The 23717-nt window shown below is 71.7% G+C and carries 24 protein-coding genes; all 24 read left to right on the plus strand.

Translation table 11 applies throughout. The annotated features are described in order from the left end of the window. The first annotated feature begins 46 nt into the window (after positions 1–46). The 24 genes from aroC to U870_RS0101900 all read left to right on the plus strand — a co-directional run bounded on the left by aroC (position 47) and on the right by U870_RS0101900 (position 23654). Positions 47–1255, plus strand: coding sequence for a chorismate synthase (aroC, locus tag U870_RS0101785; protein WP_025155705.1), 1209 nt, complete (start codon positions 47–49; stop codon positions 1253–1255). Positions 1256–1260: 5 nt separating this feature from the next. Beyond that, on the plus strand, positions 1261–1758 hold the full coding sequence (locus tag U870_RS0101790; protein ID WP_029947058.1) for a shikimate kinase: 498 nt from the start codon (positions 1261–1263) through the stop codon (positions 1756–1758). Next, the gene (aroB, locus tag U870_RS0101795) at positions 1755–2840 is read left to right on the plus strand and encodes a 3-dehydroquinate synthase (RefSeq protein WP_025155707.1); all 1086 of its coding nucleotides are present in this window, start codon (positions 1755–1757) and stop codon (positions 2838–2840) included. The genes U870_RS0101790 and aroB overlap by 4 nt, the downstream gene beginning before the upstream one ends. Beyond that, positions 2840–3232, plus strand: coding sequence for a hypothetical protein (locus tag U870_RS0101800; protein ID WP_025155708.1), 393 nt, complete (start codon positions 2840–2842; stop codon positions 3230–3232). The genes aroB and U870_RS0101800 overlap by 1 nt, the downstream gene beginning before the upstream one ends. 5 nt (positions 3233–3237) lie before the next feature. Beyond that, positions 3238–3675 (plus strand): type II 3-dehydroquinate dehydratase, encoded by a 438-nt coding sequence (locus tag U870_RS0101805; RefSeq protein WP_025155709.1) that lies wholly within the window; start codon positions 3238–3240, stop codon positions 3673–3675. 105 nt (positions 3676–3780) lie between these two features. Continuing rightward, positions 3781–4344, plus strand: a complete 564-nt coding sequence (efp, locus tag U870_RS0101810; RefSeq protein WP_025155710.1) for an elongation factor P — start codon at positions 3781–3783, stop codon at positions 4342–4344. Further along, positions 4344–4763, plus strand: a complete 420-nt coding sequence (gene nusB, locus U870_RS0101815) for a transcription antitermination factor NusB (RefSeq protein ID WP_025155711.1) — start codon at positions 4344–4346, stop codon at positions 4761–4763. Before efp ends, nusB begins: the two co-directional genes overlap by 1 nt. Before the next feature lie 40 nt (positions 4764–4803). Then, on the plus strand, positions 4804–5511 hold the full coding sequence (locus tag U870_RS0101820) for a DsbA family protein (protein WP_025155712.1): 708 nt from the start codon (positions 4804–4806) through the stop codon (positions 5509–5511). A gap of 79 nt (positions 5512–5590) precedes the next feature. After that, positions 5591–6172, plus strand: a complete 582-nt coding sequence (gene pyrR / locus U870_RS0101825; RefSeq protein ID WP_025155713.1) for a bifunctional pyr operon transcriptional regulator/uracil phosphoribosyltransferase PyrR — start codon at positions 5591–5593, stop codon at positions 6170–6172. Further along, positions 6169–7119 carry an aspartate carbamoyltransferase catalytic subunit gene (locus U870_RS0101830; protein ID WP_025155714.1) on the plus strand — a complete coding sequence of 317 codons (951 nt, stop codon included), beginning with the start codon at positions 6169–6171 and terminating at the stop codon, positions 7117–7119. Before pyrR ends, U870_RS0101830 begins: the two co-directional genes overlap by 4 nt. Positions 7120–7126: 7 nt before the next feature. Further along, complete coding sequence (locus tag U870_RS0101835; protein ID WP_029947060.1) at positions 7127–8449, plus strand: dihydroorotase; 1323 nt, start codon at positions 7127–7129, stop codon at positions 8447–8449. Next, on the plus strand, positions 8442–8987 hold the full coding sequence (locus U870_RS0101840; RefSeq protein WP_025155716.1) for a hypothetical protein: 546 nt from the start codon (positions 8442–8444) through the stop codon (positions 8985–8987). Before U870_RS0101835 ends, U870_RS0101840 begins: the two co-directional genes overlap by 8 nt. A 1-nt stretch (position 8988) precedes the next feature. Further along, positions 8989–10167 (plus strand): glutamine-hydrolyzing carbamoyl-phosphate synthase small subunit, encoded by a 1179-nt coding sequence (gene carA / locus U870_RS0101845; RefSeq protein ID WP_025155717.1) that lies wholly within the window; start codon positions 8989–8991, stop codon positions 10165–10167. Then, complete coding sequence (gene carB / locus U870_RS0101850; protein WP_025155718.1) at positions 10167–13445, plus strand: carbamoyl-phosphate synthase large subunit; 3279 nt, start codon at positions 10167–10169, stop codon at positions 13443–13445. The genes carA and carB overlap by 1 nt, the downstream gene beginning before the upstream one ends. Next, positions 13442–14314, plus strand: coding sequence for an orotidine-5'-phosphate decarboxylase (pyrF, locus tag U870_RS0101855; protein ID WP_025155719.1), 873 nt, complete (start codon positions 13442–13444; stop codon positions 14312–14314). Before carB ends, pyrF begins: the two co-directional genes overlap by 4 nt. Next, a complete protein-coding gene (gene gmk, locus U870_RS0101860) occupies positions 14307–15233 on the plus strand; it encodes a guanylate kinase (RefSeq protein WP_025155720.1) in 927 nt (308 codons plus the stop codon). The genes pyrF and gmk overlap by 8 nt, the downstream gene beginning before the upstream one ends. A gap of 108 nt (positions 15234–15341) precedes the next feature. Continuing rightward, positions 15342–15599: a DNA-directed RNA polymerase subunit omega gene (gene rpoZ, locus U870_RS0101865; RefSeq protein WP_025155721.1), complete on the plus strand. Its 258-nt coding sequence runs from the start codon at positions 15342–15344 to the stop codon at positions 15597–15599. Positions 15600–15677: 78 nt separating this feature from the next. After that, a complete protein-coding gene (locus U870_RS0101870) occupies positions 15678–16961 on the plus strand; it encodes a bifunctional phosphopantothenoylcysteine decarboxylase/phosphopantothenate synthase (RefSeq protein WP_025155722.1) in 1284 nt (427 codons plus the stop codon). A 38-nt stretch (positions 16962–16999) separates the two neighbouring features. Then, entirely contained in the window at positions 17000–18193 is a 1194-nt protein-coding gene (gene metK, locus U870_RS0101875) for a methionine adenosyltransferase (RefSeq protein WP_025155723.1), read from the plus strand. Between the two features lie 2 nt (positions 18194–18195). Then, a complete protein-coding gene (locus U870_RS0101880) occupies positions 18196–20187 on the plus strand; it encodes a hypothetical protein (protein WP_025155724.1) in 1992 nt (663 codons plus the stop codon). A 61-nt stretch (positions 20188–20248) separates the two neighbouring features. Continuing rightward, positions 20249–21160: a methionyl-tRNA formyltransferase gene (fmt, locus tag U870_RS0101885; RefSeq protein ID WP_025155725.1), complete on the plus strand. Its 912-nt coding sequence runs from the start codon at positions 20249–20251 to the stop codon at positions 21158–21160. Then, the gene (locus U870_RS0101890; RefSeq protein WP_025155726.1) at positions 21157–22632 is read left to right on the plus strand and encodes an RsmB/NOP family class I SAM-dependent RNA methyltransferase; all 1476 of its coding nucleotides are present in this window, start codon (positions 21157–21159) and stop codon (positions 22630–22632) included. Before fmt ends, U870_RS0101890 begins: the two co-directional genes overlap by 4 nt. Positions 22633–22666: 34 nt before the next feature. After that, a complete protein-coding gene (gene rpe / locus U870_RS0101895; protein WP_025155727.1) occupies positions 22667–23323 on the plus strand; it encodes a ribulose-phosphate 3-epimerase in 657 nt (218 codons plus the stop codon). Between the two features lie 67 nt (positions 23324–23390). Beyond that, complete coding sequence (locus U870_RS0101900; RefSeq protein WP_025155728.1) at positions 23391–23654, plus strand: phosphoribosyl-ATP diphosphatase; 264 nt, start codon at positions 23391–23393, stop codon at positions 23652–23654. Positions 23655–23717: the final 63 nt, after the last annotated feature.

Genomic DNA, 23717 nt, shown 5'->3' on the forward strand with positions numbered 1-23717 from the left:
CGTCACAGCGCGCGGACGCCCCCGGCCGCTGTGCCAGAATCGAACCATGCTTCGTTGGCTCACGGCCGGGGAATCCCACGGCCCCGAACTCATCGCCGTCCTGGAGGGTCTCCCCGCCGGGGTCCCGGTCTCGCTCGACGCCATCCGCGCCGACCTGGCCCGCCGCAAGCTCGGCTACGGTCGCGGCGCGCGGATGAAGTTCGAGCAGGACGCTCTCGCGATCTCGGGCGGTGTGCGCCACGGTTCCAGCCTCGGCAGCCCGATCGCCCTGCGCGTCGGCAACACCGAATGGCCGAAGTGGGTCGACGTGATGAGCGCCGAGCCGGTCGAGCCCGAGAAGCTCGCCGGTGGCCGTGGCGCCGCCCTGACCCGCCCGCGGCCCGGTCACGCCGACCTCGTGGGCATGCAGAAGTACGGATTCGACGAGGCCCGCCCGATCCTGGAGCGCGCCAGCGCCCGTGAGACCGCCGCGCGCGTCGCCCTCGGCGCGATCGCGCGGTCCTTCCTCGCCGAACTCGGGATCACCCTGGTGAGCCACACGCTCTCGATCGGTCCTGTGCGGGTGCCAGAGGGGTCCGCGCTGCCGACCCCGGCGGACGTGGACGCCCTGGACGCCGACCCGCTGCGCTGCTTCGACCCCGCGACCTCGGAGCGGATGGTCGCCGAGGTCGATGCGGCCCACAAGGACGGCGACACGCTCGGCGGCGTCGTCGAGGTGCTCGCCTACGGCGTCCCGCCGGGGCTCGGGTCGCACGTGCACTGGGACCGCCGGCTCGACGGCCAGCTCGCGGCGGCACTGATGGGCATCCAGGCCATCAAGGGCGTGGAGGTCGGCGACGGCTTCCTGACGACCACGCGCCGTGGTTCCGAGGCCCACGACGAGCTCCTCGCGCAGGACGGCACCATCGTGCGCGCGAGCGACAGGGCCGGTGGGACCGAGGGCGGGATGAGCACGGGCACCGTGCTCCGCGTCCGCGCCGGCATGAAGCCGATCGCGACCGTGCCGCACGCTCTGCGCACCATCGACGTCGCGACCAGCGAGGAGGCCGCCGCGCACCACCAGCGGTCCGACGTCTGCGCCGTGCCCGCGGCGGGCGTGGTCGCGGAGGCCATGGTCGCCCTCGTGCTCGCGAACTCGGTGCTGGAGAAGTTCGGCGGGGACTCGCTGCCGGAGACCGCCCGCAACCTGCGCGGCTACCTGGACGCCATCCCGCAGAACCTGGCGACCGAGCGCATCAGCGCCCCGTACGCCTGAGCGCCGTGACGGTCGTCCTGATCGGCCCGCCGGCGGCGGGCAAGACCCGGCTGGGCAAGCGCCTGGCCAAACGCCTCGGCCTGCCGTTCGTCGACACCGACGCGCGCGTCGTCGCCGATCACGGCCCCATCGCCGCGATCTTCGCCGATCACGGCGAGCCGCACTTCCGCGCCCTGGAGCGCGCGGCGGTGGCCGCCGCGCTGCGCGAGGGCGGCGTCGTGTCGCTCGGCGGGGGCGCGGTGCTCGACACCGACACCCGGGCCGACCTCGAGGGTCTGCGCGTGGTCCTGCTCACCGTGCAGCCCGAGGCCATCGCCCAGCGGATCACCGGCGGCAAGCGGCCGCTGGTGTCCGACATCGAATCGTGGAAGCGGCTCGTCGCCGAACGCGCCGAGCTGTACGCATCGCTCGCGGACTACACCGCGGACACCTCGTCCCGTCCGATCGAGACCATCGTGGAGGAGATCGCCGAGTGGGTCGAGCAGGAGGAAGGACACCGATGACCGACGCCGACACCCCCACCGAGATCCTCGTCGCGGGGGAGGACCAGTACCCCGTGGTGATCGGCCGCGGCGTGCGCTTCGGCCTCGCCGAGCACCTGGGCTCCACGGTCAACAAGGTGCTGCTCGTGCACCCGCCGACGCTCGGCGCAGCGGCCGCCGAGCTGCGCGAGTCCCTCCTCGGCCGTTACGAGGTGCTCCTGGCCGAGGTGCCGGACGCCGAGGCGGGCAAGCGGGTGGAGGTCGCCGCGTTCCTCTGGCAGATCATGGGACAGGCCGACTTCACCCGATCGGACGCGGTCGTCGGTTTCGGCGGCGGCGCGGTGACGGACCTCGCCGGCTTCGCCGCGGCCACCTGGCTGCGCGGCGTGAAGCTCGTCCAGGTCCCGACGACCCTGCTCGGGATGGTCGACGCGGCGGTCGGCGGAAAGACCGGGATCAACACCGCGGAGGGCAAGAACCTCGTCGGCGCCTTCTACGCACCGGCCGCCGTGGTCTGCGACCTGGACACGCTCGTCTCGCTCCCGCGCAACGAGATCCTCGCCGGCTTCGGCGAGGTCGTGAAGTACGGCTTCATCGCCGAGCCCGAGATCCTCGACATCGTCGAGCGCGACGTCGACGTGGCCACCGACCCGGAGTCCCCGGAGTTCCGCCGGCTGGTGGAGCTCTCGATCGGCATCAAGGCGCGCGTCGTGGGGGAGGACTTCACCGAGCAGGGACTGCGCGAGATCCTGAACTACGGTCACACCCTCGGGCACGCGATCGAGCACGCGGAGCGGTACCAGTGGCGCCACGGGGCCGCCGTCGCCGTCGGGATGATCTACGCGGCCGAGCTCGGGCGGCTGAGCGGACGCCTGTCCGACGAAGCGGTCGACCGGCACCGGCGCATCCTCGAGTCGCTGACGCTGCCGACGACGTACCCGCTCGGCCGCTGGCAGACGCTGCTGGCGACGATGCAGCGCGACAAGAAGGCACGCGGCAACCTGCTGCGCTTCATCGTGCTGGACGACATCGGACGTCCGACGGTGCTCGCCGGCCCCGATCAGAGCCTGCTCTTCGCGGCCTACCAGGAGATCGCGTCCTGATGGCCGAACGGAGCGTCGCGCAGAAGCTGCTGCTGAAGGACGGGGACGTCCTGCACCTCAGCGGTGCGACGCCCGAGCTCGCCGCTCGCCTCCGGCCGCTTCCGGCGGGAGTGACGGACGGCGCGGCCGACGCCGCGACGGTCGCGGTCGTCGTCGTAGGCACACGGGCGGAACTGCTCGCCCGGTTCGGGTCGGACCTCCCTCGGCTCGCCGGAGCCCGCGCCGTCTGGTTCGTCTACCCGAAGGGCGGGCGGGCCGACCTCAACCGCGACACGATCATCGCGGAGTCCGGCGCATTCGGCTGGCGGCCGATCAGCAACGTCGCCGTGGACGAGGTCTGGTCGGCCGTGCGCGTCCGCCCCCTGACGGACGCCGAGTCACCGGTAGGGTGAACGGCATGAGCAGCGTCCTCGTCCTGAACGGTCCCAACCTCGGCCGGCTCGGCACCCGCGAGCCCGAGGTCTACGGGGCGGAGACACTCGAGGATCTGGCGCGGCAGCTGCGGGAGGACGCCCCCGACCTGCGCATCGACGTGCGTCAGACCGACACCGAGGGCGAGCTGATCGCCTGGTTGCACGGGGCGGCCGACTCGGGCGCTCCGGTCATCCTGAACGCCGGCGCCTGGACGCACTACTCGTACGCGCTGCGCGATGCCGTGTCGCTGGTCACGACCGCTGGAGGCGTGGTCATCGAGGTGCACATCTCGAACCCGCACGCCCGCGAGGAGTTCCGCCACACCAGCGTGATCACCGCCGTGTCGACCGGGGTGATCGCGGGCTTCGGGTTCGAGTCGTACCGGCTCGCGCTGGCGTACATTCGCCGAAACGGGCGCTGACGTCTAGAATCTTCTCCGGGCCGCTGCTTCGCGCGCGGCGTTGTGGACCGCTGACGCCCGCGGATCCCACCCGGAACTCTTTCGCAAACTGAATGGAACTCGCGCATGGCATCGACCGCTGACATCAAGAACGGCATCGTCCTCAACATCGACGGACAGCTCTGGAGCGTCATCGAGTTCCAGCACGTGAAGCCGGGCAAGGGTGGCGCGTTCGTCCGCACGAAGCTGAAGAACGTCACCACCGGCAAGACCGTCGACCGCACGTACAACGCCGGCGCCAAGATCGACATCACCAACGTCGACCGCCGCGAGTACCAGTACCTGTACCAGGACGGCGCCGACTTCGTCTTCATGGACACCAGCGACTACGACCAGATCACCATCCCGGGCTCGGTCGTCTCCGACGCGGCCAACTTCATGCTCGAGAACCAGAACGTGACCGTCGCCCTGCACGAGGGCTCGCCGCTCTACGTCGAGCTGCCGGCCTCCGTCGTGCTCGAGATCACCTACACCGAGCCGGGCCTGCAGGGCGACCGCTCGACCGGCGGCACCAAGCCGGCCACCGTCGAGACCGGCTACCAGATCCAGGTCCCGCTGTTCCTGGAGACCGGCACCAAGGTCAAGGTCGACACCCGCACGGGCGACTACCTCGGCCGCGTCAACGACTAGTGAGCGCCCGGACCAAGGCCCGCAAGCGCGCGCTCGACATCCTGTACAGCGCCGACCTGCGTCAGCAGACCCTCCCGCAGGCGCTCGCGATCGAGGCAGAGCGCGCGGCGAACGAGCCGACGCGTGAGGCCTCGTGGATGTACGCCCGCGAGATCGTGGACGGCGTGATCGACCACCAGGACGAGATCGACGAGCAGATCGAGACCTACGCGCAGGGCTGGACCCTCGCGCGGATGCCCGCCGTCGACCGCGCCATCCTGCGGATCGGCGTGTGGGAGCTGCTCTTCAACGAGTCGATCCCCGAAGGCGTCGCGATCTCAGAAGCCGTTGAGGCGGCGACGGTACTCTCGACCGACGACTCCGCCGGATTCGTCAACGGCCTGCTCGCGAAGATCGCCCAGAGCAACGCGACGACCTAGCGCAGCGCCGCAGAACCAGCTCCACAACCGAAGGAACGACGTGAAGCGCACCCGCCGCATCCTCGCCGCCACCGTGTTCGCCGTCGCACTGTCGATCGGCGTCTCCGCCTGCTCGATGTTCGGGGACGCCTCCGTGCCCGTCGCGACCGACAAGCCGCCGACAGGGGTGGACGGCGCCGTGAACTTCGACGACCGCTACATCGCCGCGGGCACCGGGCAGAAGAAGGTCGACATCTGGTTCGACGCGATGTGCCCGGTCTGCGGCGCGTTCGAGAAGGCGAACGGCGACACGCTCGAGAAGGCGGTCAAGGACGGTTCGATCACGCTGCGCCTGCACCCGTTGACCTTCCTCGACAGGGCGTCCAACGGCACCGGGTACTCCACTCGTGCAGCGGCAGCGCTGACGTGTGTGGGCGTGCACGACAAGACCAAAGTGCTCGACTACTACCAGGCGCTGTTCGCGGATCAGCCCGAAGAGAACTCGAACGGCCTCACTGACGAGCAGCTCGTGAAGCGGGCGACCGACCTCGGCATCGCCGACATCTCCGGCTGCCTCGATCGCAGCGGGCCGTACCAGGCGTGGGCTCAGGCGAACACGGCGCACTCGCAGACCGGCCCCATCGAGGTCGACGGCACCAAGGTACTCGACAAGATCGAGGGAACCCCGACCGTCCTGGTGGACGGGAAGCAGTTCACGGGGAGCATCAGCGACGCGAGTGCGTTCCAGACGTTCCTGAAAGACAAGTGACGCGGGCCGGGCTGTTATGCTCGGATACCGGTAGACATCCTTTAACGAGCCGTCCTGTGAGGCGGGGAAGGAGGTCGGCATGACAGCGCGCACTGTGCTGCAGCAGGCTGACATCGCCCGGGCGTTGACCCGGATCTCGCACGAGATCCTGGAGTCCAACCGGGGAACGAACGATCTGGTGATCCTGGGCATCCCGACGCGCGGCGTCGAACTCGCCCGCCGCATCGCCGAGACCATCCAGCGCATCGAGCCGCACGCGGTCGCCTCGCCCGCCGATATCGTCGGCGCTCTCGACGTGACCATGTACCGCGACGACCTCGCACGCCAGCCGATCCGCACGCCGCAGCCCACCTCGTTGCCCGGGCCGATCGACGGCAAGACGGTCGTGCTGGTCGACGATGTGCTCTTCTCCGGCCGGACGATCCGGGCGGCGCTCGACGCGCTGAACGACCTCGGCCGGCCGCGTGCGGTCCGGCTCGCCGTGCTCGTCGACCGCGGCCACCGCGAGCTGCCGATCCGGGCCGACTACGTGGGCAAGAACCTCCCCTCGGCGGCGTCGGAGCGCATCTACGTGCGGCTGGCCGGTGTGGACGGCGAGGAGTCGGTGACCATCGAGTCGCCCGACGAGGCGCCTGCAGGATCGACGGGGGCGACCGCATGAGGCATCTGCTCTCCACCAAGACCCTCTCCCGTGACGACGCGATCCGGCTCCTCGACGTCGCCGAGGACATGGCCGACGTGCAGGAGCGCGAGGTCAAGAAGCTCCCCACGCTGCGCGGCAAGACCGTGGTGAACCTGTTCTTCGAGGACTCCACCCGCACGCGCATCTCGTTCGAGGCGGCCGCCAAACGGCTCTCCGCCGACGTCATCAACTTCTCGGCCAAGGGCTCGAGCGTCTCGAAGGGCGAGAGCCTGAAGGACACGGCGCAGACCCTCGCCGCGATGGGTGCGGACGCGGTCGTGGTCCGCCACGGCTCGTCGGGCGCTCCGCAGACGCTGGCGACGAGCGGCTGGATCGACGCGGGCATCGTCAACGCCGGCGACGGCACCCACGAGCATCCGACGCAGGCCCTGCTGGACGCCTTCACGATGCGCCGTCGGCTGCACGGCGCGGCGTCGCGCGGTCGCGACCTCGACGGCGTGACCGTGACCATCGTGGGCGACATCCTGCACTCGCGCGTGGCGCGGTCGAATGTCTGGCTGCTCCGCACGCTCGGCGCCGAGGTCACCCTCGTCGCGCCGCCGACCCTGCTGCCGGTCGACGTCTCCGGCTGGCCGGCGGCGATCGGCTACGACCTCGATACGGCGATCGACGCCGATCCCGACGTCGTGATGATGCTGCGCATCCAGGGCGAGCGCATGAACGCGGCGTTCTTCCCGAACCCGCGCGAATACTCGCGGAGGTGGGGCCTGGACGACGAACGGCTCGGACGCCTCCGCACCGATAGCATTGTGATGCACCCGGGCCCGATGAACCGAGGGCTGGAGATCTCCGCCGCAGCGGCGGACTCGCCCCGCTCGACAGTCAGGGAGCAGGTGGCGAACGGCGTCTCCGTCCGGATGGCGGCGCTCTACCTCCTGCTGTCCGGTGGAGAGCGGGAGGCGTAAGACGACGATGGACGAGAAACTGGCCGAGAAGTATGTGATCGCGGGCGCGACGCTCGCCGACGGCACGCGTGCCGACCTCCTGATCGACGACGGCCGCATCGCCGAGGTGGGCCCCGGCCTCACCACGGCGGGCGCCACGCGGATCGACGCCGACGGGCTCCTGGCGCTGCCGGGCCTGGTCGACCTGCACACCCACCTGCGCGAGCCCGGCTACGAGCAGAGCGAGACGGTCCTGACCGGCACGCGCGCTGCGGCTGCGGGCGGTTTCACCGCGGTCTTCGCGATGGCGAACACCTCTCCGGTGGCCGACACCGCCGGTGTGGTCGAGCAGGTCCTGAGCCTCGGGGAGGCCGCGGGGTACGCGACCGTGCGCCCGATCGGCGCCGTCACGGTGGGCCTCGAGGGCGAGAGGCTCGCCGAGCTCGGCGCCATGGCCGACTCGCGCGCCCGGGTCCGCGTCTTCTCCGACGACGGAAAGTGCGTCTCCGACCCGCTGCTCATGCGGCGGGCCCTCGAGTACGTGAAGGCCTTCGACGGCGTGATCGCGCAGCACGCGCAGGAGCCCCGGCTCACCGTCGGCGCCCAGATGAACGAGGGAGCGCTCTCTGGCGAACTCGGCCTGGCCGGCTGGCCGGCCGTCGCCGAGGAGTCGATCATCGCCCGCGACGTGCTGCTGGCCGAGCATGTCGGCTCCCGGCTGCACGTGTGCCACGTCTCCACCGCCGGCTCGGTCGACGTCATCCGCTGGGCCAAGGCGCGGGGGATCGACGTGACCGCCGAGGTCACGCCGCACCACCTGCTGCTGACGGAGGAGCTCGCCTCGGGCTACGACGCGCGCTACAAGGTCAACCCGCCGCTGCGGCGCGCGGAGGACGTGCAGGCGCTGCGGGCCGGCCTCGCGGACGGCACGATCGACATCGTCGCGACCGACCACGCGCCGCACCCGGTGGAGTCGAAGGACTGCGAGTGGGACGCCGCCGCGTTCGGCATGGTGGGCCTGGAGTCGGCGCTGTCGGTGGTGCAGGCCTCGGTGGTCGACAACGACCTCCTCGACTGGACGGATGTCGCGCGGGTGCTCTCCAGCACGCCGGCGCGGATCGGCCGTCTGGCCGGGCACGGCACGCCGATCGAGGTCGGAGCTCCCGCCGAGCTGTTCCTGTACGACCCGACCGCGTCGCGCTCCTTCGCGACCGGCGACCTCGCCGGGAAGGGCGTCAACTCGCCCTACCTGTCGATGACCCTCCCCGGTCGCGTCATCGCGACGTTCCACCGGGGCTACGCGACCGTGCTCGACGGCACGGTCGTCGATCTGGAGGCCACCCGTGGATAAGCTCCTGCCGACCGTGGGCGTGGCGATCGTCCTCGTCCTCATCCTGCTGCTCGCCTTCTGGGGCTGGCGACGACGGGCGCGGCGCGACGTGCCCGCGGGCGGCGGCCACCCGGCCCCGGCCCAGCTCGGCGCACCGACCGCCGCGGCCGATGTGCTCTACGTCGCGACCACCAAGGCGGGGGAGCAGCTCGAGCGACTCGCCCTGCCGGGTCTGACCTACCGCGGGAAGGGGACGCTCAGCGTCTCGCCCGAGGGGGTCTCGATCCGGGTCGCCGGGGAGCCGCCCGTGTTCGTCCCCGCCTCGACGCTCACCGGCGTCGGCGCGGCGACCTTCACCATCGACCGGGTGGTGGAGCGCGACGGGTTGCTCCGGTTCGGATGGACCACCAGCGGCGGGGTGCCCGCCGACAGTTTCTTCCGGGTCGTCGACCCGGCCGGCCGCGACTCGGTGACCGCGGCCATTCAGGACATCCTCCCCGGCGCGACGCCGACGGGGAGCACGACGGGCGACAACGGCCCGGAAGATCAGGAGGTGTGACGTGGCCGCAGGCGACGTGACAGAGGGACGGGCCGTGCTCGTCCTCGAAGACGGGAAGCGCCACGTGGGCCGGGCCTACGGCGCCCGCGGGCGCACGCTCGGCGAGGCCGTCTTCTCGACCGGGATGACCGGATACCAGGAGACGCTGACGGACCCGTCGTACGCGGGGCAGATCGTGCTCATGACGGCGCCGCACATCGGCAACACCGGCACCAACGACGAGGACATGGAGTCCCGCCAGATCTGGGTCGCCGGCTATGTGGTGCGCGAGCCCAGCCGCATCGTGTCCAACTTCCGTGCCCAGCGCAGCCTCGACGACGACCTGGTCGCCCAGGGCGTCGTCGGCATCAGCGGCATCGACACCCGCGCGGTGACGCGGCACATCCGCTCCGCGGGCGCCATGCGCTCCGGCATCTTCTCCGGCCCCGATTTCGACCTGTCGGACGGCGAGCAGCTGGAGCTGGTGCGCAGCGGCGCCGCGATGAGCGGCCGCAACCTGTCGGCGGAGGTGTCGACGGTCGAGCCGTACACGCTGCCCGCCGTCGGCGACAAGGTCGGCTCGGTGGCCGTGCTCGACCTCGGCGTGAAGAAGTCCACCCTCGAGAACCTCGCGGGCCGCGGCCTCGACGTGCACGTGCTGCCGCAGCAGGTGTCGGCGCAGGATGTGCTCGACCTCGGCGTCTCGGCGCTGTTCTTCTCGAACGGGCCCGGCGACCCCCAGGCCTCCGACCGCCACGTCGCCCTCCTGCAGGAGACGTTGCGGGCCGGCCTGCCGTACTTCGGCATCTGCTTCGGCAACCAGCTGCTCGGGCGCGCGCTCGGGCTCTCGACCTACAAGCTGCCGTTCGGCCACCGCGGGATCAACCAGCCCGTGCTCGACAAGCGCACCGGCCGCGTCGAGATCACCGCCCAGAACCACGGCTTCGCCGTGAAGGCGCCCATCGACGCCGCATTCGACTCCCCGGCCGGTTTCGGCCGCGTCGAGGTGAGCCACTTCAGCCTGAACGACAACGTGGTGGAGGGGCTCAACTGCCTCGACCTGAACGCCTTCAGCGTGCAGTACCATCCCGAGGCGGCGGCCGGCCCGCACGACGCCAACTACCTCTTCGACCGCTTCCTCAGCATGATCACCGGTCGCGAGACCACCGACGCTGAGCCCACCAAGGAGGCCGGCGCCTGATGCCCAAGCGCACCGACATCTCATCCGTCCTGGTCATCGGCTCCGGCCCGATCGTCATCGGCCAGGCCTGCGAGTTCGACTACTCCGGCACCCAGGCGTGCCGCGTTCTCAAGCAGGAGGGCGTGCGCGTCATCCTGGTGAACTCGAACCCGGCCACCATCATGACCGACCCCGACTTCGCCGATGCCACCTACGTGGAGCCGATCACCTGGCAGGTCATCGAGACCATCATCGCCAAGGAGAAGCCGGACGCCATCCTGCCGACCCTCGGTGGCCAGACCGCGCTCAACGCGGCCATGCAGCTACACGAGCACGGGATCCTGGAGAAGTACGGCGTCGAGCTCATCGGCGCGAAGTTCGAGGCGATCCAGAAGGGCGAGGACCGCCAGATCTTCAAGGACCTGGTCATCGAGGCCGGGGCCGAGGTCGCCCGCTCGCACATCGCCCACACCGTCGAGGAGGCGCTGGAGTTCGCCGAGGACCTCGGCTACCCGCTCGTCGTGCGCCCGTCGTTCACCATGGGCGGCCTGGGCTCGGGCTTCGCGTACACGCCGGAGGAGCTGCGCCGGATCGCCGGCGACGGAATCCACCAGAGCCCGACCAGCGAGGTGCTCCTGGAGGAGTCCATCCTCGGCTGGAAGGAGTACGAGCTCGAGCTCATGCGCGACACCTCCGACAACACGGTCGTCGTCTGCTCGATCGAGAACGTGGACCCGGTCGGCGTGCACACGGGTGACTCGATCACGGTCGCTCCGGCGCTCACGCTCACCGACCGTGAGTACCAGAAGCTGCGCGACATCGGCATCGACATCATCCGTGCCGTGGGCGTGGACACCGGTGGCTGCAACATCCAGTTCGCGGTCGACCCCGAGAACGGGCGCATCATCGTCATCGAGATGAACCCGCGCGTCTCCCGCTCGTCCGCTCTCGCGTCGAAGGCGACCGGCTTCCCGATCGCCAAGATCGCCGCGAAGCTGGCCATCGGCTACCGCCTCGACGAGATCCCGAACGACATCACCGGCGTCACGCCGGCCAGCTTCGAGCCGACCCTGGACTACGTGGTCGTCAAGGTGCCGCGGTTCGCGTTCGAGAAGTTCCCGGCCGCCGACCCCACCCTCACCACCACCATGAAGTCGGTCGGCGAGGCGATGGCGATCGGCCGCAGCTTCTCGTCGGCGCTGCAGAAGGCGCTCCGCTCGCTCGAGAAGCGCGGCTCGTCGTTCCACTGGGGCCCGCAGACGCGCACGGTCGACGAGCTGCTGGAGTCCATCCGCACGCCCACCGACGGCCGCATCGTCGACGTGCAGCAGGCGCTGCGCCTCGGGGCCACGCCGGAGCAGGTCTTCGCGTCGACCAAGATCGACCCCTGGTTCATCGACCAGATCGTGCTCATCAACGAGGTCGCCGAGCAGATCCGCGACGCGGACACCCTCGACACGGACACGCTCCGCTACGCCAAGGACCACGGCTTCTCCGACGCGCAGATCGGCGAGCTCCGCGGCTTCGGCGAGACGGACGTGCGCGAGGTGCGGCACATCCTCGGCGTGCGGCCGGTCTTCAAGACGGTCGACACCTGCGCCGGGGAGTTCCCCGCTCTCACCCCGTACCACTACTCGAGCTACGACCTGGAGACCGAGGTCGAGCCGAGCGACAAGCGCAAGGTCGTCATCCTCGGCTCCGGCCCGAACCGTATCGGCCAGGGCGTCGAGTTCGACTACTCCTGCGTGCACGCGTCGTTCGCACTGCACGACGCCGGGTTCGAGACGATCATGATCAACTGCAACCCGGAGACCGTGTCGACGGACTACGACACCTCCGACCGCCTGTACTTCGAGCCGCTGACGCTCGAGGACGTGCTGGAGGTCATCCACGCGGAGTCGCAGTCCGGCGAGCTGGTCGGCGTTGTCGTCCAGCTCGGCGGCCAGACCGCGCTCGGCCTGGCCAAGGGCCTGGAGGCAGCCGGGGTTCCGATCCTCGGCACCACCCCGGACGCGATCGACCTGGCAGAGGAGCGCGGCCTGTTCGCCGAGATCCTCGAGAACGCCGGCCTGCTCGCGCCCCGCAACGGCACCGCGATCGACTTCCCGAGCGCCGCACAGGCGGCCGAGCAGATCGGCTACCCGGTGCTGGTCCGCCCGAGCTTCGTGCTCGGCGGCCGCGGCATGGAGATCGTCTACGACACCCCCTCCCTCGCCGACTACTTCGAGCGCGTCGCGGGCCAGGGGATCGTCGGCCCGTCGCACCCGCTGCTGGTGGACCGCTTCCTCGACGACGCGATCGAGATCGACGTGGACGCGCTCTTCGACGGAGAGCGGCTCTACATCGGCGGCGTGATGGAGCACATCGAGGAGGCCGGGGTCCACTCCGGCGACTCGAGCTGCACGCTCCCGCCCATCACGCTCGGCCGGCGCGAGATCGACCGGGTCCGCGAGGCGACGCTCAAGATCGCCCAGGGCATCGGCGTGCGCGGCCTGCTGAACGTGCAGTTCGCGATCGGCGCCGGCGTGCTCTACGTGCTGGAGGCCAACCCGCGTGCGTCGCGGACGGTCCCGTTCGTCTCCAAGGCGCTCGGCATCGCGCTGGCGAAGGCGGCGTCCCGCGTCATGGTCGGCGACTCGATCGCCGACCTCGTCGCCGAGGGGCTGCTCCCGGAGCAGGACGGCTCGGTCATCCCGATGGACTCGCCGGTGGCGGTGAAGGAGGCCGTGCTGCCGTTCAAGCGCTTCCGCACCCGCGACGGCAAGATCGTGGACTCCGTGCTCGGCCCGGAGATGCGCTCGACCGGTGAGGTCATGGGCATCGACAAGGACTTCCCGACCGCGTTCGCGAAGAGCCAGTCGGCCGCCTACGGCGGCATGCCGCTGACCGGCACCGTGTTCGTCTCGGTCTCGGACGGCGACAAGCGCGCGATCGTGCTGCCGGTGCTCCGGCTGCAGCAGCTGGGCTACGAGATCCTCGCGACCGAGGGCACCGCGGAGGTGCTGAACCGCAACGGGATCGCCGCGCGCGTCGTCCGCAAGTACAGCGAGTCCCCGGACGACTCGATCGTCGACCTGATCACCCGGGACGCCGTCGACGTGGTCATCAACACGCCGAGCGGCGGGACCACCCGCGCGGACGGCTACGAGATCCGCGCGGCCGCCGTGGCGGGGGACAAGCCGCTGTTCACGACCATCGCCGAGCTGAGCGCCGCCGTCGCCTCCCTCGACGCGGTGCGCGAGGGCTTCGAGGTGACCTCGCTGCAGGAGTACGCGCTGCAGCGGGCCGCGCGCGCATGACGGGTGTCGTCCCGGCGTTCGGCGACCGCCTCGCGGAGGCGTTCGCCGAACGCGGGCGCCTCTGCGTCGGCATCGACCCGCACGCCCACCTGCTCGCGGACTGGGGCCTGCCGGCTTCGGCCGCGGGCGTGCGCGAGTTCGGACTGATCGCGGTCGAGGCCGCGGTCGGCCGGGCCGGGCTGGTCAAGCCGCAGGTGGCCTTCTTCGAGCGCTACGGTTCCGCAGGCTACGCGGCGCTGGAGGAGGTCGTCCGAGCTGCCCGCTCGGCCGGCCTGCTGGTGATCGCCGACGCCAAGCGCGGCGACATCGGCACCAGCGTGACCGCCTATGCGGAGTCCTGGCTCACGCCGGGCTCCCCGTTGGAGGCCGACGCGCTGACCCTCTCCGCCTTCCAGGGCGTCGGGTCGATCGCCGAGCCGATGCGCCTGGCCGAGGAGCACGGCAAGGGCCTGTTCGTCCTCGCCGCGACCTCCAATCCGGAGGCCGCCGCGATCCAGCAGGCCGTCGTCGCATCGGGACCGCGTGCCGGGATGAGCGTCGCCCGTGCGATCATCGAAGACGTGCACGCGTTCAACCAGCAGCAGCCCCCGCACGCCTACGGCACCGTGGGCCTGGTGCTCGGGGCCACCGTCGACCTGGCCGCCTACGGCGTCGACACGGCGGGACCGGCGTTCGAGCCGGCGTTCCCCGTGCTCGCGCCCGGCTTCGGCCACCAGGGTGCCCGCGTCGAGGATGCGGCGCGTCTGTTCGGAACCCTGGCGCCCGGTGTGATCGTGAGCGAGTCGCGCGGCCTCCTGGCCGCCGGTCCCGCCGCTCTCGCCGACGCCGTCGCCCGCCGTGCCGAGGAGGTGCGCGGGTCCCATGGCTGAGTCCGCCTCGCGCCGCCCCGCCCCGCCGGACGTCGACCGCCGCGCGGCCTCCCAGGCCGCCGTCGCCGCGCGTCGCGCGCGAGCCGCGGTCAAGCAGTCCATCGCCTCGCGGGAGGTGTCGCCGCTGACCGTGCTCGATCACGCCACCGCGCAGCCCGACGGGGTCGAGGGGCGCCTCCGAGTGACGGAGTTCCTCCTCAGCGTCCCCGCGATCGGTACGACGAAGATGCAGGAGGCGCTCACCAAGCTGGGCATCTCGCCCGCGAAGCGACTCGGCGGCCTCGGTCGGCACCAGCGTCTGCGTCTACGCGACTTCCTCATCGAGCGCGAGAACAAGGCCGGGCGTCAGCGCAACCAGCTCGTCGTGCTGGCCGGGCCGACCGCGGTCGGCAAGGGGACCGTCTCGACCTACATCCGGGAGAACTACCCGGACGTGCTGCTCTCGGTCTCGGCCACGACTCGTGCCCCGCGCCCCGGGGAGGTGGACGGGGTCAACTACTACTTCGTCGACGACGCCGAGTTCGACCGGATGATCGCCGAGGGCGAGCTGCTCGAGTACGCCACCGTGCACAACGCGTACCGCTACGGCACCCCGCGCGGTCCGATCGAGAAGGCGCTCGACGCCGGCCGCAGCGTCCTGCTCGAGATCGACCTGCAGGGCGCGCGCAGCGTGCGCGAGAGCATGCCGGAGGCCCGGCTGATCTTCCTGCTCCCGCCGACGTGGGAGGAACTGGTGCGCCGGCTGATCGGTCGCGGCACCGAGGACTCGGCCGAACAGGCCCGCCGGCTGGAGACCGCGAAGGTCGAATTGGCCGCCCAGGACGAGTTCGATCACCGCGTCGTGAACCACGACGTCGCCGAGGCCGCCCGCGAGGTCGTAGACTTGATGAAGGTCCGCGCGGCGCCGTCGCGTCCGTAGACCGCCATCGTCGCGCCGCACCCGGCGCCGGTCGCCGCATGTCGACCGCCCAGAACGACCAGACCGACCACGGTCTTCCACAGAAAACAGCTGAAGGAGTCCCTCCGCATGGCAACCAGCAACAACGGCATCATCGACCCGCCCATCGACGACCTGCTCTCGAAGGTGGAGTCCAAGTACGCCCTGGTGATCTTCGCGTCCAAGCGCGCCCGCCAGATCAACGACTACTACGCCGACCTGCACGAGGGCAGCCTGTTCGACAATGTCGGCCCGCTGGTCGACTCGTCGGTCGACGACAAGCCCCTCTCGGTCGCGATGCACGAGATCAACGAGGACAAGCTCGTCGTCAAGCCGATCGTCGAGTAGCACAGCACCGAGATCGCCGGGCACGGCCCGGCCGCAGCAGGACTCTGCCGTTGAGGGGGTGGCGCCGTGAGCGCACGTTTGACCATCGTCGTCGGAGTGACCGGAGGCATCGCCGCCTACAAGGCGGTGGGCGTGATCCGGGCGCTCGTGCTCGACGGCCACTCGGTGCACGTGGTGGCGACGGAGGCCGCACTGCGGTTCGTCGGGCGTCCCACCCTCGAGGCGATCAGCCGCAACCCGGTGGCGACCGACCTCTATGAGGGCGTCGCGGAGGTGCGGCACGTGGCGATCGGGCAGTCGGCCGATCTCATCGTGATCGCGCCTGCGACGGCGAACTCGATAGCGAAGCTCGCCGCGGGCATCGCCGACGACCTGCTCGGCAACACCGTGCTCGCCTCCACCGCCCCGCTCGTCATCGCACCGGCGATGCACACCGAGATGTGGCGCAACCCGGCCACCGTCGCGAACATCGCGACGCTCCGCGGCCGCGGGGTCACCATCGTGGGTCCGGCGAGCGGTCAGCTGACCGGCGCCGATTCCGGCCCCGGCCGGATGGAGGAGCCCGAGGTCATCGCGCGCGCCGCGCTGCGGGCGGCGGGCGTGTCGCCCCGGCCCGCGGCGGCCCCCGCACCAGAACCGGTCGCCGACGTGGTCGTGCTCTCCGAGCGTCGCCGGGCGAACGAGGCCGCCCGCCTTCCCCGCGGCGGCGTCGACCTGGCCGGCCGGCGTGTCGTGATCACCGCCGGGGGCACCCGGGAGCCGCTGGACCCCGTGCGCTTCCTCGGCAACCGCTCCAGCGGTCGGCAGGGCGTCGCCCTCGCGAGCGCTGCGCTGGCGCGCGGGGCGGAGGTCGTGCTGGTTGCGGCCCACCTGGAGGTGGACCCTCCCGAGGGCGTCGAGCTCGTCGAGGTGCAGACCGCGCTCGAGCTGCAGGACGCCGTGACCACGGCGTCCCGTTCGGCCGACATCGTCGTGATGACCGCCGCCGTCGCCGACTTCCGGCCGGTGCGTGCGCGCGACGCGAAGATCAAGAAGTCCGAGGTGGGGGAGACCCTCACCCTCGAGCTCGTCGCGAACCCCGACATCCTCGCCGGCCTCGCGCAGGGCAAGCACGATGGCCAGGTGCTGGTCGGCTTCGCCGCGGAGACCGAACCCGACCCCTCCGCGCTGATCGAGCTCGGCCGCGACAAGCTCGCGGCCAAGGGCTGCGACTTCCTGGTGCTCAACCAGGTGGGCTGGACGCAGGGCTTCGCAACGGAGAGCAACGAGGTCGTGGTGCTCCGGAAGGGCGGAGATATAGTGATGGAGGCGTCGGGCACCAAGCTGTCGGTGGCCGATCGTATCCTCGACGTCATCGCCTGACGCCCGTCGCCGCAGCCCCGTCCGACCCAAGGAGAACCATGGCAGATCTGCGCCTTTTCACGTCCGAGTCGGTCACCGAAGGGCACCCGGACAAGATCTGCGACCAGATCTCGGACAGCATCCTGGACGCCCTGCTCACCGTCGACCCGAACAGTCGCGTCGCGGTCGAGACGCTGGTCACCACCGGCCTCGTCCATGTCGCCGGCGAGGTGTCGACCCGCGGATACGTCGAGATCCCGTCACTCGTGCGCGACAAGCTGGTCGAGATCGGCTACGACTCGTCCGATGTGAGCTTCGACGGCACCCAGTGCGGCGTCTCGGTCTCGATCGGCGCGCAGTCGCCCGACATCGCCCAGGGCGTCGACAACGCGCTCGAGACCCGCTCCGAGCAGAGCGAGGACGACCTCGATCGCCAGGGCGCCGGCGACCAGGGCATCATGTTCGGATACGCGACGACGGAGACCCCGCAGTACATGCCCCTCCCGATCTGGCTGGCGCACCGCCTCTCCGAGCGGCTGGCCGCTGTCCGCAAGGACGGGACCCTCGACTACCTGCGCCCGGACGGCAAGACCCAGGTCACCGTCGGCTACGAGGGCATCGTGCCGAAGTCGGTCCAGACCGTCGTCCTCTCGACGCAGCACGCTCCCTCCGTCTCGAACGAGCAGCTCCAGGCCGAGGTGATCGAGGAGGTCATCGCCCCCGTGCTGCACGGCGCCGGGCTGGAGACGTCGCACATCCGCACGCTCATCAACCCGACCGGCCGATTCGAGATCGGCGGCCCGAAGGGGGATGCCGGGCTGACCGGCCGCAAGATCATCGTCGACACCTACGGCGGCGCAAGCCGGCACGGCGGTGGCGCCTTCTCGGGCAAGGACCCGTCGAAGGTCGACCGCTCGGCCGCGTACGCGATGCGCTGGGCGGCGAAGAACGCGGTCGCCGCCGGTCTGGCCGAGCGCCTCGAACTCCAGGTCGCGTACGCGATCGGCAAGGCGGCGCCTGTCGGCCTGTACGTGGAGACATTCGGCACGGGCGCCGTGCCGGACGAGCGGATCATCGCCGCGATCCGCGAGGTCTTCGACCTGCGCCCGGCCGCGATCATCCGCGACCTGGACTTGCTGCGGCCCATCTACGCGCAGACGGCGACCTACGGTCACTTCGGCCGCGAGCTCCCCGACTTCACCTGGGAGCGGCTCGACCGCGTCGACGACCTGCGGTCGGCCGCGGGGCTGTAACGGTGGCGGCGGCCGGCCGGGTCGCCCGCGTGGTCCTCGACTCGCCCCTCCCGCAGCTGGATCATCTCTTCGACTACTCCGTGCCCGACGCGCTCGTCGACGACGCGGTGCCGGGGGTCCGCGTGCGGGTTCCGTTGCGGACCGCAGGCCGGATCGCCGACGGGTACCTCGTCGAGCTCGCGGAACCGGAGGACGGGTTCGAGGGCACGTTGAGCCCGCTCGAGGCCGTCGTCTCCCCGGTTCCCGTGCTCACCCCGGGGGTGTGGGCGCTCGCCCGTCGGCTGGCCGACCGCAGCGCGGGAACGGCCAGCGACATCCTGCGTCTCGCCGTGCCCGGGCGGATGGTCCGGGCGGAGAAGTCCTGGCTGGCGCTGCCCGAGGAACAGCGCTCGCCCGCTCCGCGGCCGCCCGCGATCGCGGTCCGCGGCTACGGCGAGGGTGTCCTGGAGGCCGCCGTCGCGGGGAACGATCGACTCGCGTTGCAGGCGATCCCACGCCTCGCGCCGCTGCCCGACGGCACCTGGGTCGGGGAGTGGGCGGTGACGCTGGCGGCTCTCGCCGCCGCGTGCTGGGCTGGTGGACGGACCGCCATCATCGCGGTGCCCGATCATCGAGACCTGGACCAGCTGGCCGCGGCCCTCGCCGCGATCGCACCGGCGGAGGCCGTCGTGCGGGCGGACGCCGCACAGGCGAACCCCGACCGGTACCGTGCCTTCCTCGCCGCGTTGAGCGGACCCCGCATCGTGATCGGGAACCGTTCGGTCGTCTACGCCCCGGCAGCGCGCCTCGGGCTGATCGTGGTCTGGGAGGACAGCGATCCGCTGCAGGCCGAACCCCTGAGCCCCTACGTGCACACCCGGGATGCCGCACTGGTGCGCCAGGAGCTGGAGGGCTGCGCGCTCGTCCTCTCCGGACTGGTGCGCAGCGTGGAGACGCAGCGCCTGGTCGAGCTGGGCTGGCTGCGCGATGTGGCCCCCGAGCGTGCGGTCACCCCGAAGGTGGTGCTGACCGCGAACCAGCAGGCGACGGAGGACGCCGCCCGCGCCGCTCGCATCCCCTCGCTGGCCTGGCGGGCGGCCAGGGAGTCGCTGAGCGGCGAGAGCGGACGGCCGGCGGGGCCGGTGCTCGTGCAGGTCGCGCGCCCCGGCTACGTCCCGCTGCTGGCCTGCGTGAGCTGCGGTCAGGCCGCGCGCTGCAACCGCTGCGAGGGACCGCTCGGGCAGACCCGCTCCGGTGCCACGCCGTCGTGCGGGTGGTGCGGTGCGCTGGCGAGCGACTGGCAGTGCGAACGCTGCGAGGGCCGGCGCTTCCGGATGGTCAGTCTCGGCTCCGGCCGCACGGCCGAGGAACTGGGGCGGGCGTTCCCGGGCGTTCGGGTGATCCTGGCCGACGGCGACCACCCGGTCCAGCGGGTCCCCGCTGCGCCCGCGCTCGTCGTCGCCACCCGCGGTGCGGAGCCGATCGCGGAAGGCGGCTATCAGGCGGTGCTCCTGCTCGACGGTGAGCGGATGCTGGCCCGGGAGACCCTCCATGTCGCCGAGGACTGCCTCCGTTGGTGGTCGAGTGCCGCGACCCTGGCGGCCGCGGGCGCACCGACGCTCCTGGTCGGAGTGTCCGGCCCCCTGGCGCGTGCGTTCGCGACCGGCCGGCTCGTCGACTTCGCCCGCGCCGAGCTGGCCGACCGGCGCGGGCTGCGATTCCCGCCCGCGGTGCGGCTCGCCTCGGTGACCGGCACGGAGGAGGCGGTCCGCGCGGTGATCGACGCGGTGGACGCGGAGCTGCTGATCGACGTGCTCGGTCCCGCGTCCGTCGACGACCGGCTCGTGCGCGGCATCCTGCGCTTCGAGTATGCGCGGGGTGCGGAGGTCGCGGCCGCCGTGCGCGCCGCCGTGGTGCGCAACGCGACGAAGCGCCGCAAGGCCCTCGCGGGACGCGGCGGCTTCCGCCCTGCCCCCACCCTCCGGGTGCGCTTCGACGACCCGGAGATCCTCTAGCCGGCGCGGGTAGACTCGACCGCGGCTCCCGCTCCACCCCTCTTCCGGAAGAACCTTTCGCATGCGCCTCGTCTTCGCCGGCACCCCCGCCGTCGCTATCCCCTCGCTCCGGCTGCTCGCGCAGCGGCACGACGTCGTGGCGGTGATCACACGTGAGGACGCCCCGCTCGGACGCAAGCGCGTCCTCACCCCGTCACCCGTCGCGGCGGCGGCGGCGGACCTCGGAATCGAGACCGTCCGGGCCAATCGGCTGGGGGAGGAGGCGACCGAGCGGGTCGCCGCCCTCGCCCCGGATCTCGGGGTGATCGTCGCCTATGGCGGTCTGGTGCGGGAACCCCTGTTGTCGACGCCGCGGCTCGGCTGGGTGAACCTGCACTTCTCGCTGCTCCCGCGCTGGCGGGGCGCGGCGCCGGTGCAGCACGCAGTCATCGCCGGCGACGCCGAGACCGGCGCGGCCGTCTTCCAGCTCGTCCCGGCGCTCGACGCCGGCGCGGTCTTCGCCGAGCTCCGCCGCCCGATCGGCGCCGACGAGACGTCCGGCGAGGTGCTGGAGGCGCTGGCGGTGTCGGGTGCGGCCCTGCTGACCGACACCGTGGACGCCCTCGCCGCCGGCACCGCCGTCGCACGCCCCCAAGAGGGCGAGCCGACCGCGGCCCCCAAGCTCACCATCGAGGATGCACGCCTCGACCTCGGCCGTCCGGTCGAGGAGGTCTACGCGCAGCTGCGCGGCGTGACCCCCGAGCCGGGCGCGTTCGTCCTGCTCGACGGGGAGCGCTTCAAGCTCCTCGAGGCCCGTCCCGCAGGCGAGGCCACCGCCCTGCCACCGGGTCGGGTGGAGCTGCGCGAGAAGCGGGTGCTCGTCGGCACCGGCACCGCACCGCTCGAGCTGCGCACCGTGCAGCCCGCGGGCAAGAAGGCGATGGCCGCTGCCGACTGGTGGCGCGGCACCGGCGGAGAGGCGGTGCTCGCATGAGCGACCGTCGTCCATCGGGCCCCGGCGACCAGCGGCGTGGCGATCAGCGGCGCGGCGATCAGCGGCGCCCTGATGCGGGGCGTCGCGCGCCGGAGCGTCGGCCGGTCGAGCCCGCGGTCCAGCCCGCGCGGCAGGTCGCCTACGACGTGATCGCGGCCGTCAGCGAGTCCGATGCCTACGCCAATCTGCTGCTTCCCGGCCGGATCGCCCGCGCCCGCCTGTCGACCGCCGACGCCGCGCTCGCGACCGAGCTCACCTACGGCACGCTGCGCATGCAGGGCTACTACGACCGGGTGATCGAGCGCGCCGCCGGCCGCCCCGTCGACCGCATCGATCCGCCGATCCTCGACGTGCTGCGGCTCGGCGCGCACCAGCTGCTCTCCACCCGCATCCCCTCGCACGCGGCGGTCAACGAGTCGGTCGCACTGGCCCGGCTCGTCGGGAGCCGCTCGGCCACCGGCTTCGCGAACGGCGTGCTGCGCGAGATCGGTCGGCACACGCCCGAGGAGTGGCGGGAGCGGGTCGTCGCCGAGGCACGAAACGAGGACGACCGGCTGGCCGCCGTGACTTCGCACCCCACCTGGGTGATCCGCGCCTTCCGGCGCTCCCTGAACGCCGAGGGGCGCGGTGACGAGCTGGAGGACCTGCTCGAGGCGGACAACGCCGCTCCGCGGGTCAACCTGGTCGCGCTCCCTGGCCTGGTGGAGGCGCCCGCAGGCAGCCGGCCCGACCGGTTCTCGCCCGTCGGCTTCACCGGCGACGGCGGAGACCCTCAGGGGCTCGTCGTGTCGTCGGAAGGCCGCCTGCGTGTGCAGGACGAAGGGTCGCAGCTCGCGGCGCTCGCGTTGACCCGTGCTCGTCCCGTCCGGCCAGGCGAGCGCTGGCTCGATCTGTGCGCGGGGCCGGGCGGCAAGGCGGCTCTGCTGGCGGCGGAGGCGCTGGCCGGCGGGGCCGAGCTGGTCGCCAACGAGCTGGTCCCCGCGCGCGCCGACCTGGTCCGGTCGGCCCTCGCGGCAGTGCCGCTCGAGGTCCCCGTCTGGGAGGAGGACGGCACCCGGGTCGGCGACGTCCACCCGGAGGCCTTCGACCGCATCCTGCTCGACGCGCCCTGCACCGGTCTCGGCGCGCTGCGGCGGCGGCCCGAGGCGCGCTGGCGCAAAGAGCCGAAGGACGTCGCGGAGCTGAGCGCGCTGCAGGCGCGGCTCCTCGACTCCGCCGTCGCCGCGCTGGCGCCCGGCGGCCTGCTCGCCTACGTCACCTGTTCGCCGCACATCGCCGAGACCCGCAGCATCGTGGCGGCCGCGCGGCAGCGGCATCCCGAGCTGGAGTCCGTCGGGACGGCCGCGGTCGTGCAGGGATTGGCGGTGGAGCGCCTCGACCTCGCGGACGAGGAGGACGTCGTGCAGCTGTGGCCGCACCGGCATCTGACCGACGCCATGTTCATCGCCCTCTTGGCCAAGCGTGCCAAGTAAGCGAGCCAGGCGGCCCGCACCCTAGGCTGGAGGCATGGCCCGCATCAATCCGAGCATCCTCGCCGCCGACTTCGTCAACCTGGAACGCGACCTCGATCGGATCGCCACGGCGGATCTGGTGCACGTGGACGTCATGGACAACCATTTCGTGCCGAACCTCACCTTCGGCCCGCAGATGGTGGAGCGCATCCAGGCGGTCAGCGCCATCCTGCTGGATGTGCACCTGATGATCGACGACCCCGAGCGCTGGGCGCCGGGCTACGCCGAGCTCGGCGCGTACTCGGTCACCTTCCACGCCGAGGCGGCGACCGACCCGGTCGCGCTCGCGCGCCGGCTGCGCGGCATCGGCGCCCGGGCCGGCGTCGCCCTCAAGCCGGGCACCGACGTCGCCCCCTACCTCGAGCTGCTCCCCGAGTTCGACCAGGTGCTGGTGATGACGGTCGAGCCCGGTTTCGGCGGCCAGTCGTTCATGCCGGAGACCATGCCGAAGCTGCGCGCCCTGCGCGAGGCGGTCGAGGCCCGCGGGCTCGACGTGTGGCTGCAGGTCGACGGGGGCGTGACGTCCGAGACGATCGTGGTCGCGGCCGAGAACGGCGCGGACACGTTCGTGGCGGGCTCGAGCGTCTTCCGCGGCGAACCCGCGGAGCAGATCGCGGGTCTGCGCGCGGCGGTCGCCGCGCACGGCCACTGACCGCGGCCTCCGGACGCCGTCTCCGCGCGCGGCACGGACGAGGCGCTGCGACCGCTACGCTGTAATGGTGAAAACCTTCGACGACCTCTTCGCCGAGCTCCGCGAGAAGGCCGCCACCCGCCCGGAGGGATCCGGGACGGTGCGCGAGCTGGACGCGGGCGTGCACGCCATCGGAAAGAAGATCGTGGAGGAGGCCGCCGAGGTCTGGATGGCCGCCGAGTACCAGTCAGACGAGGAGACGGCCGAGGAGATCTCGCAGCTGCTCTACCACCTCCAGGTGCTCCTGCTCGCCAAAGGCCTCACGCCGGCCGACGTCTACCGACATCTGTGACCCCGATCCCGCAGGCGCCCCCCGGCGCACCCTGATCCGTCACGTCACGAAAGACTTCGAAAC

It is taken from the genome of Leifsonia aquatica H1aii (assembly GCF_000633535.1).
GTDB classification, from domain to species: domain Bacteria; phylum Actinomycetota; class Actinomycetes; order Actinomycetales; family Microbacteriaceae; genus Leifsonia; species Leifsonia aquatica_A.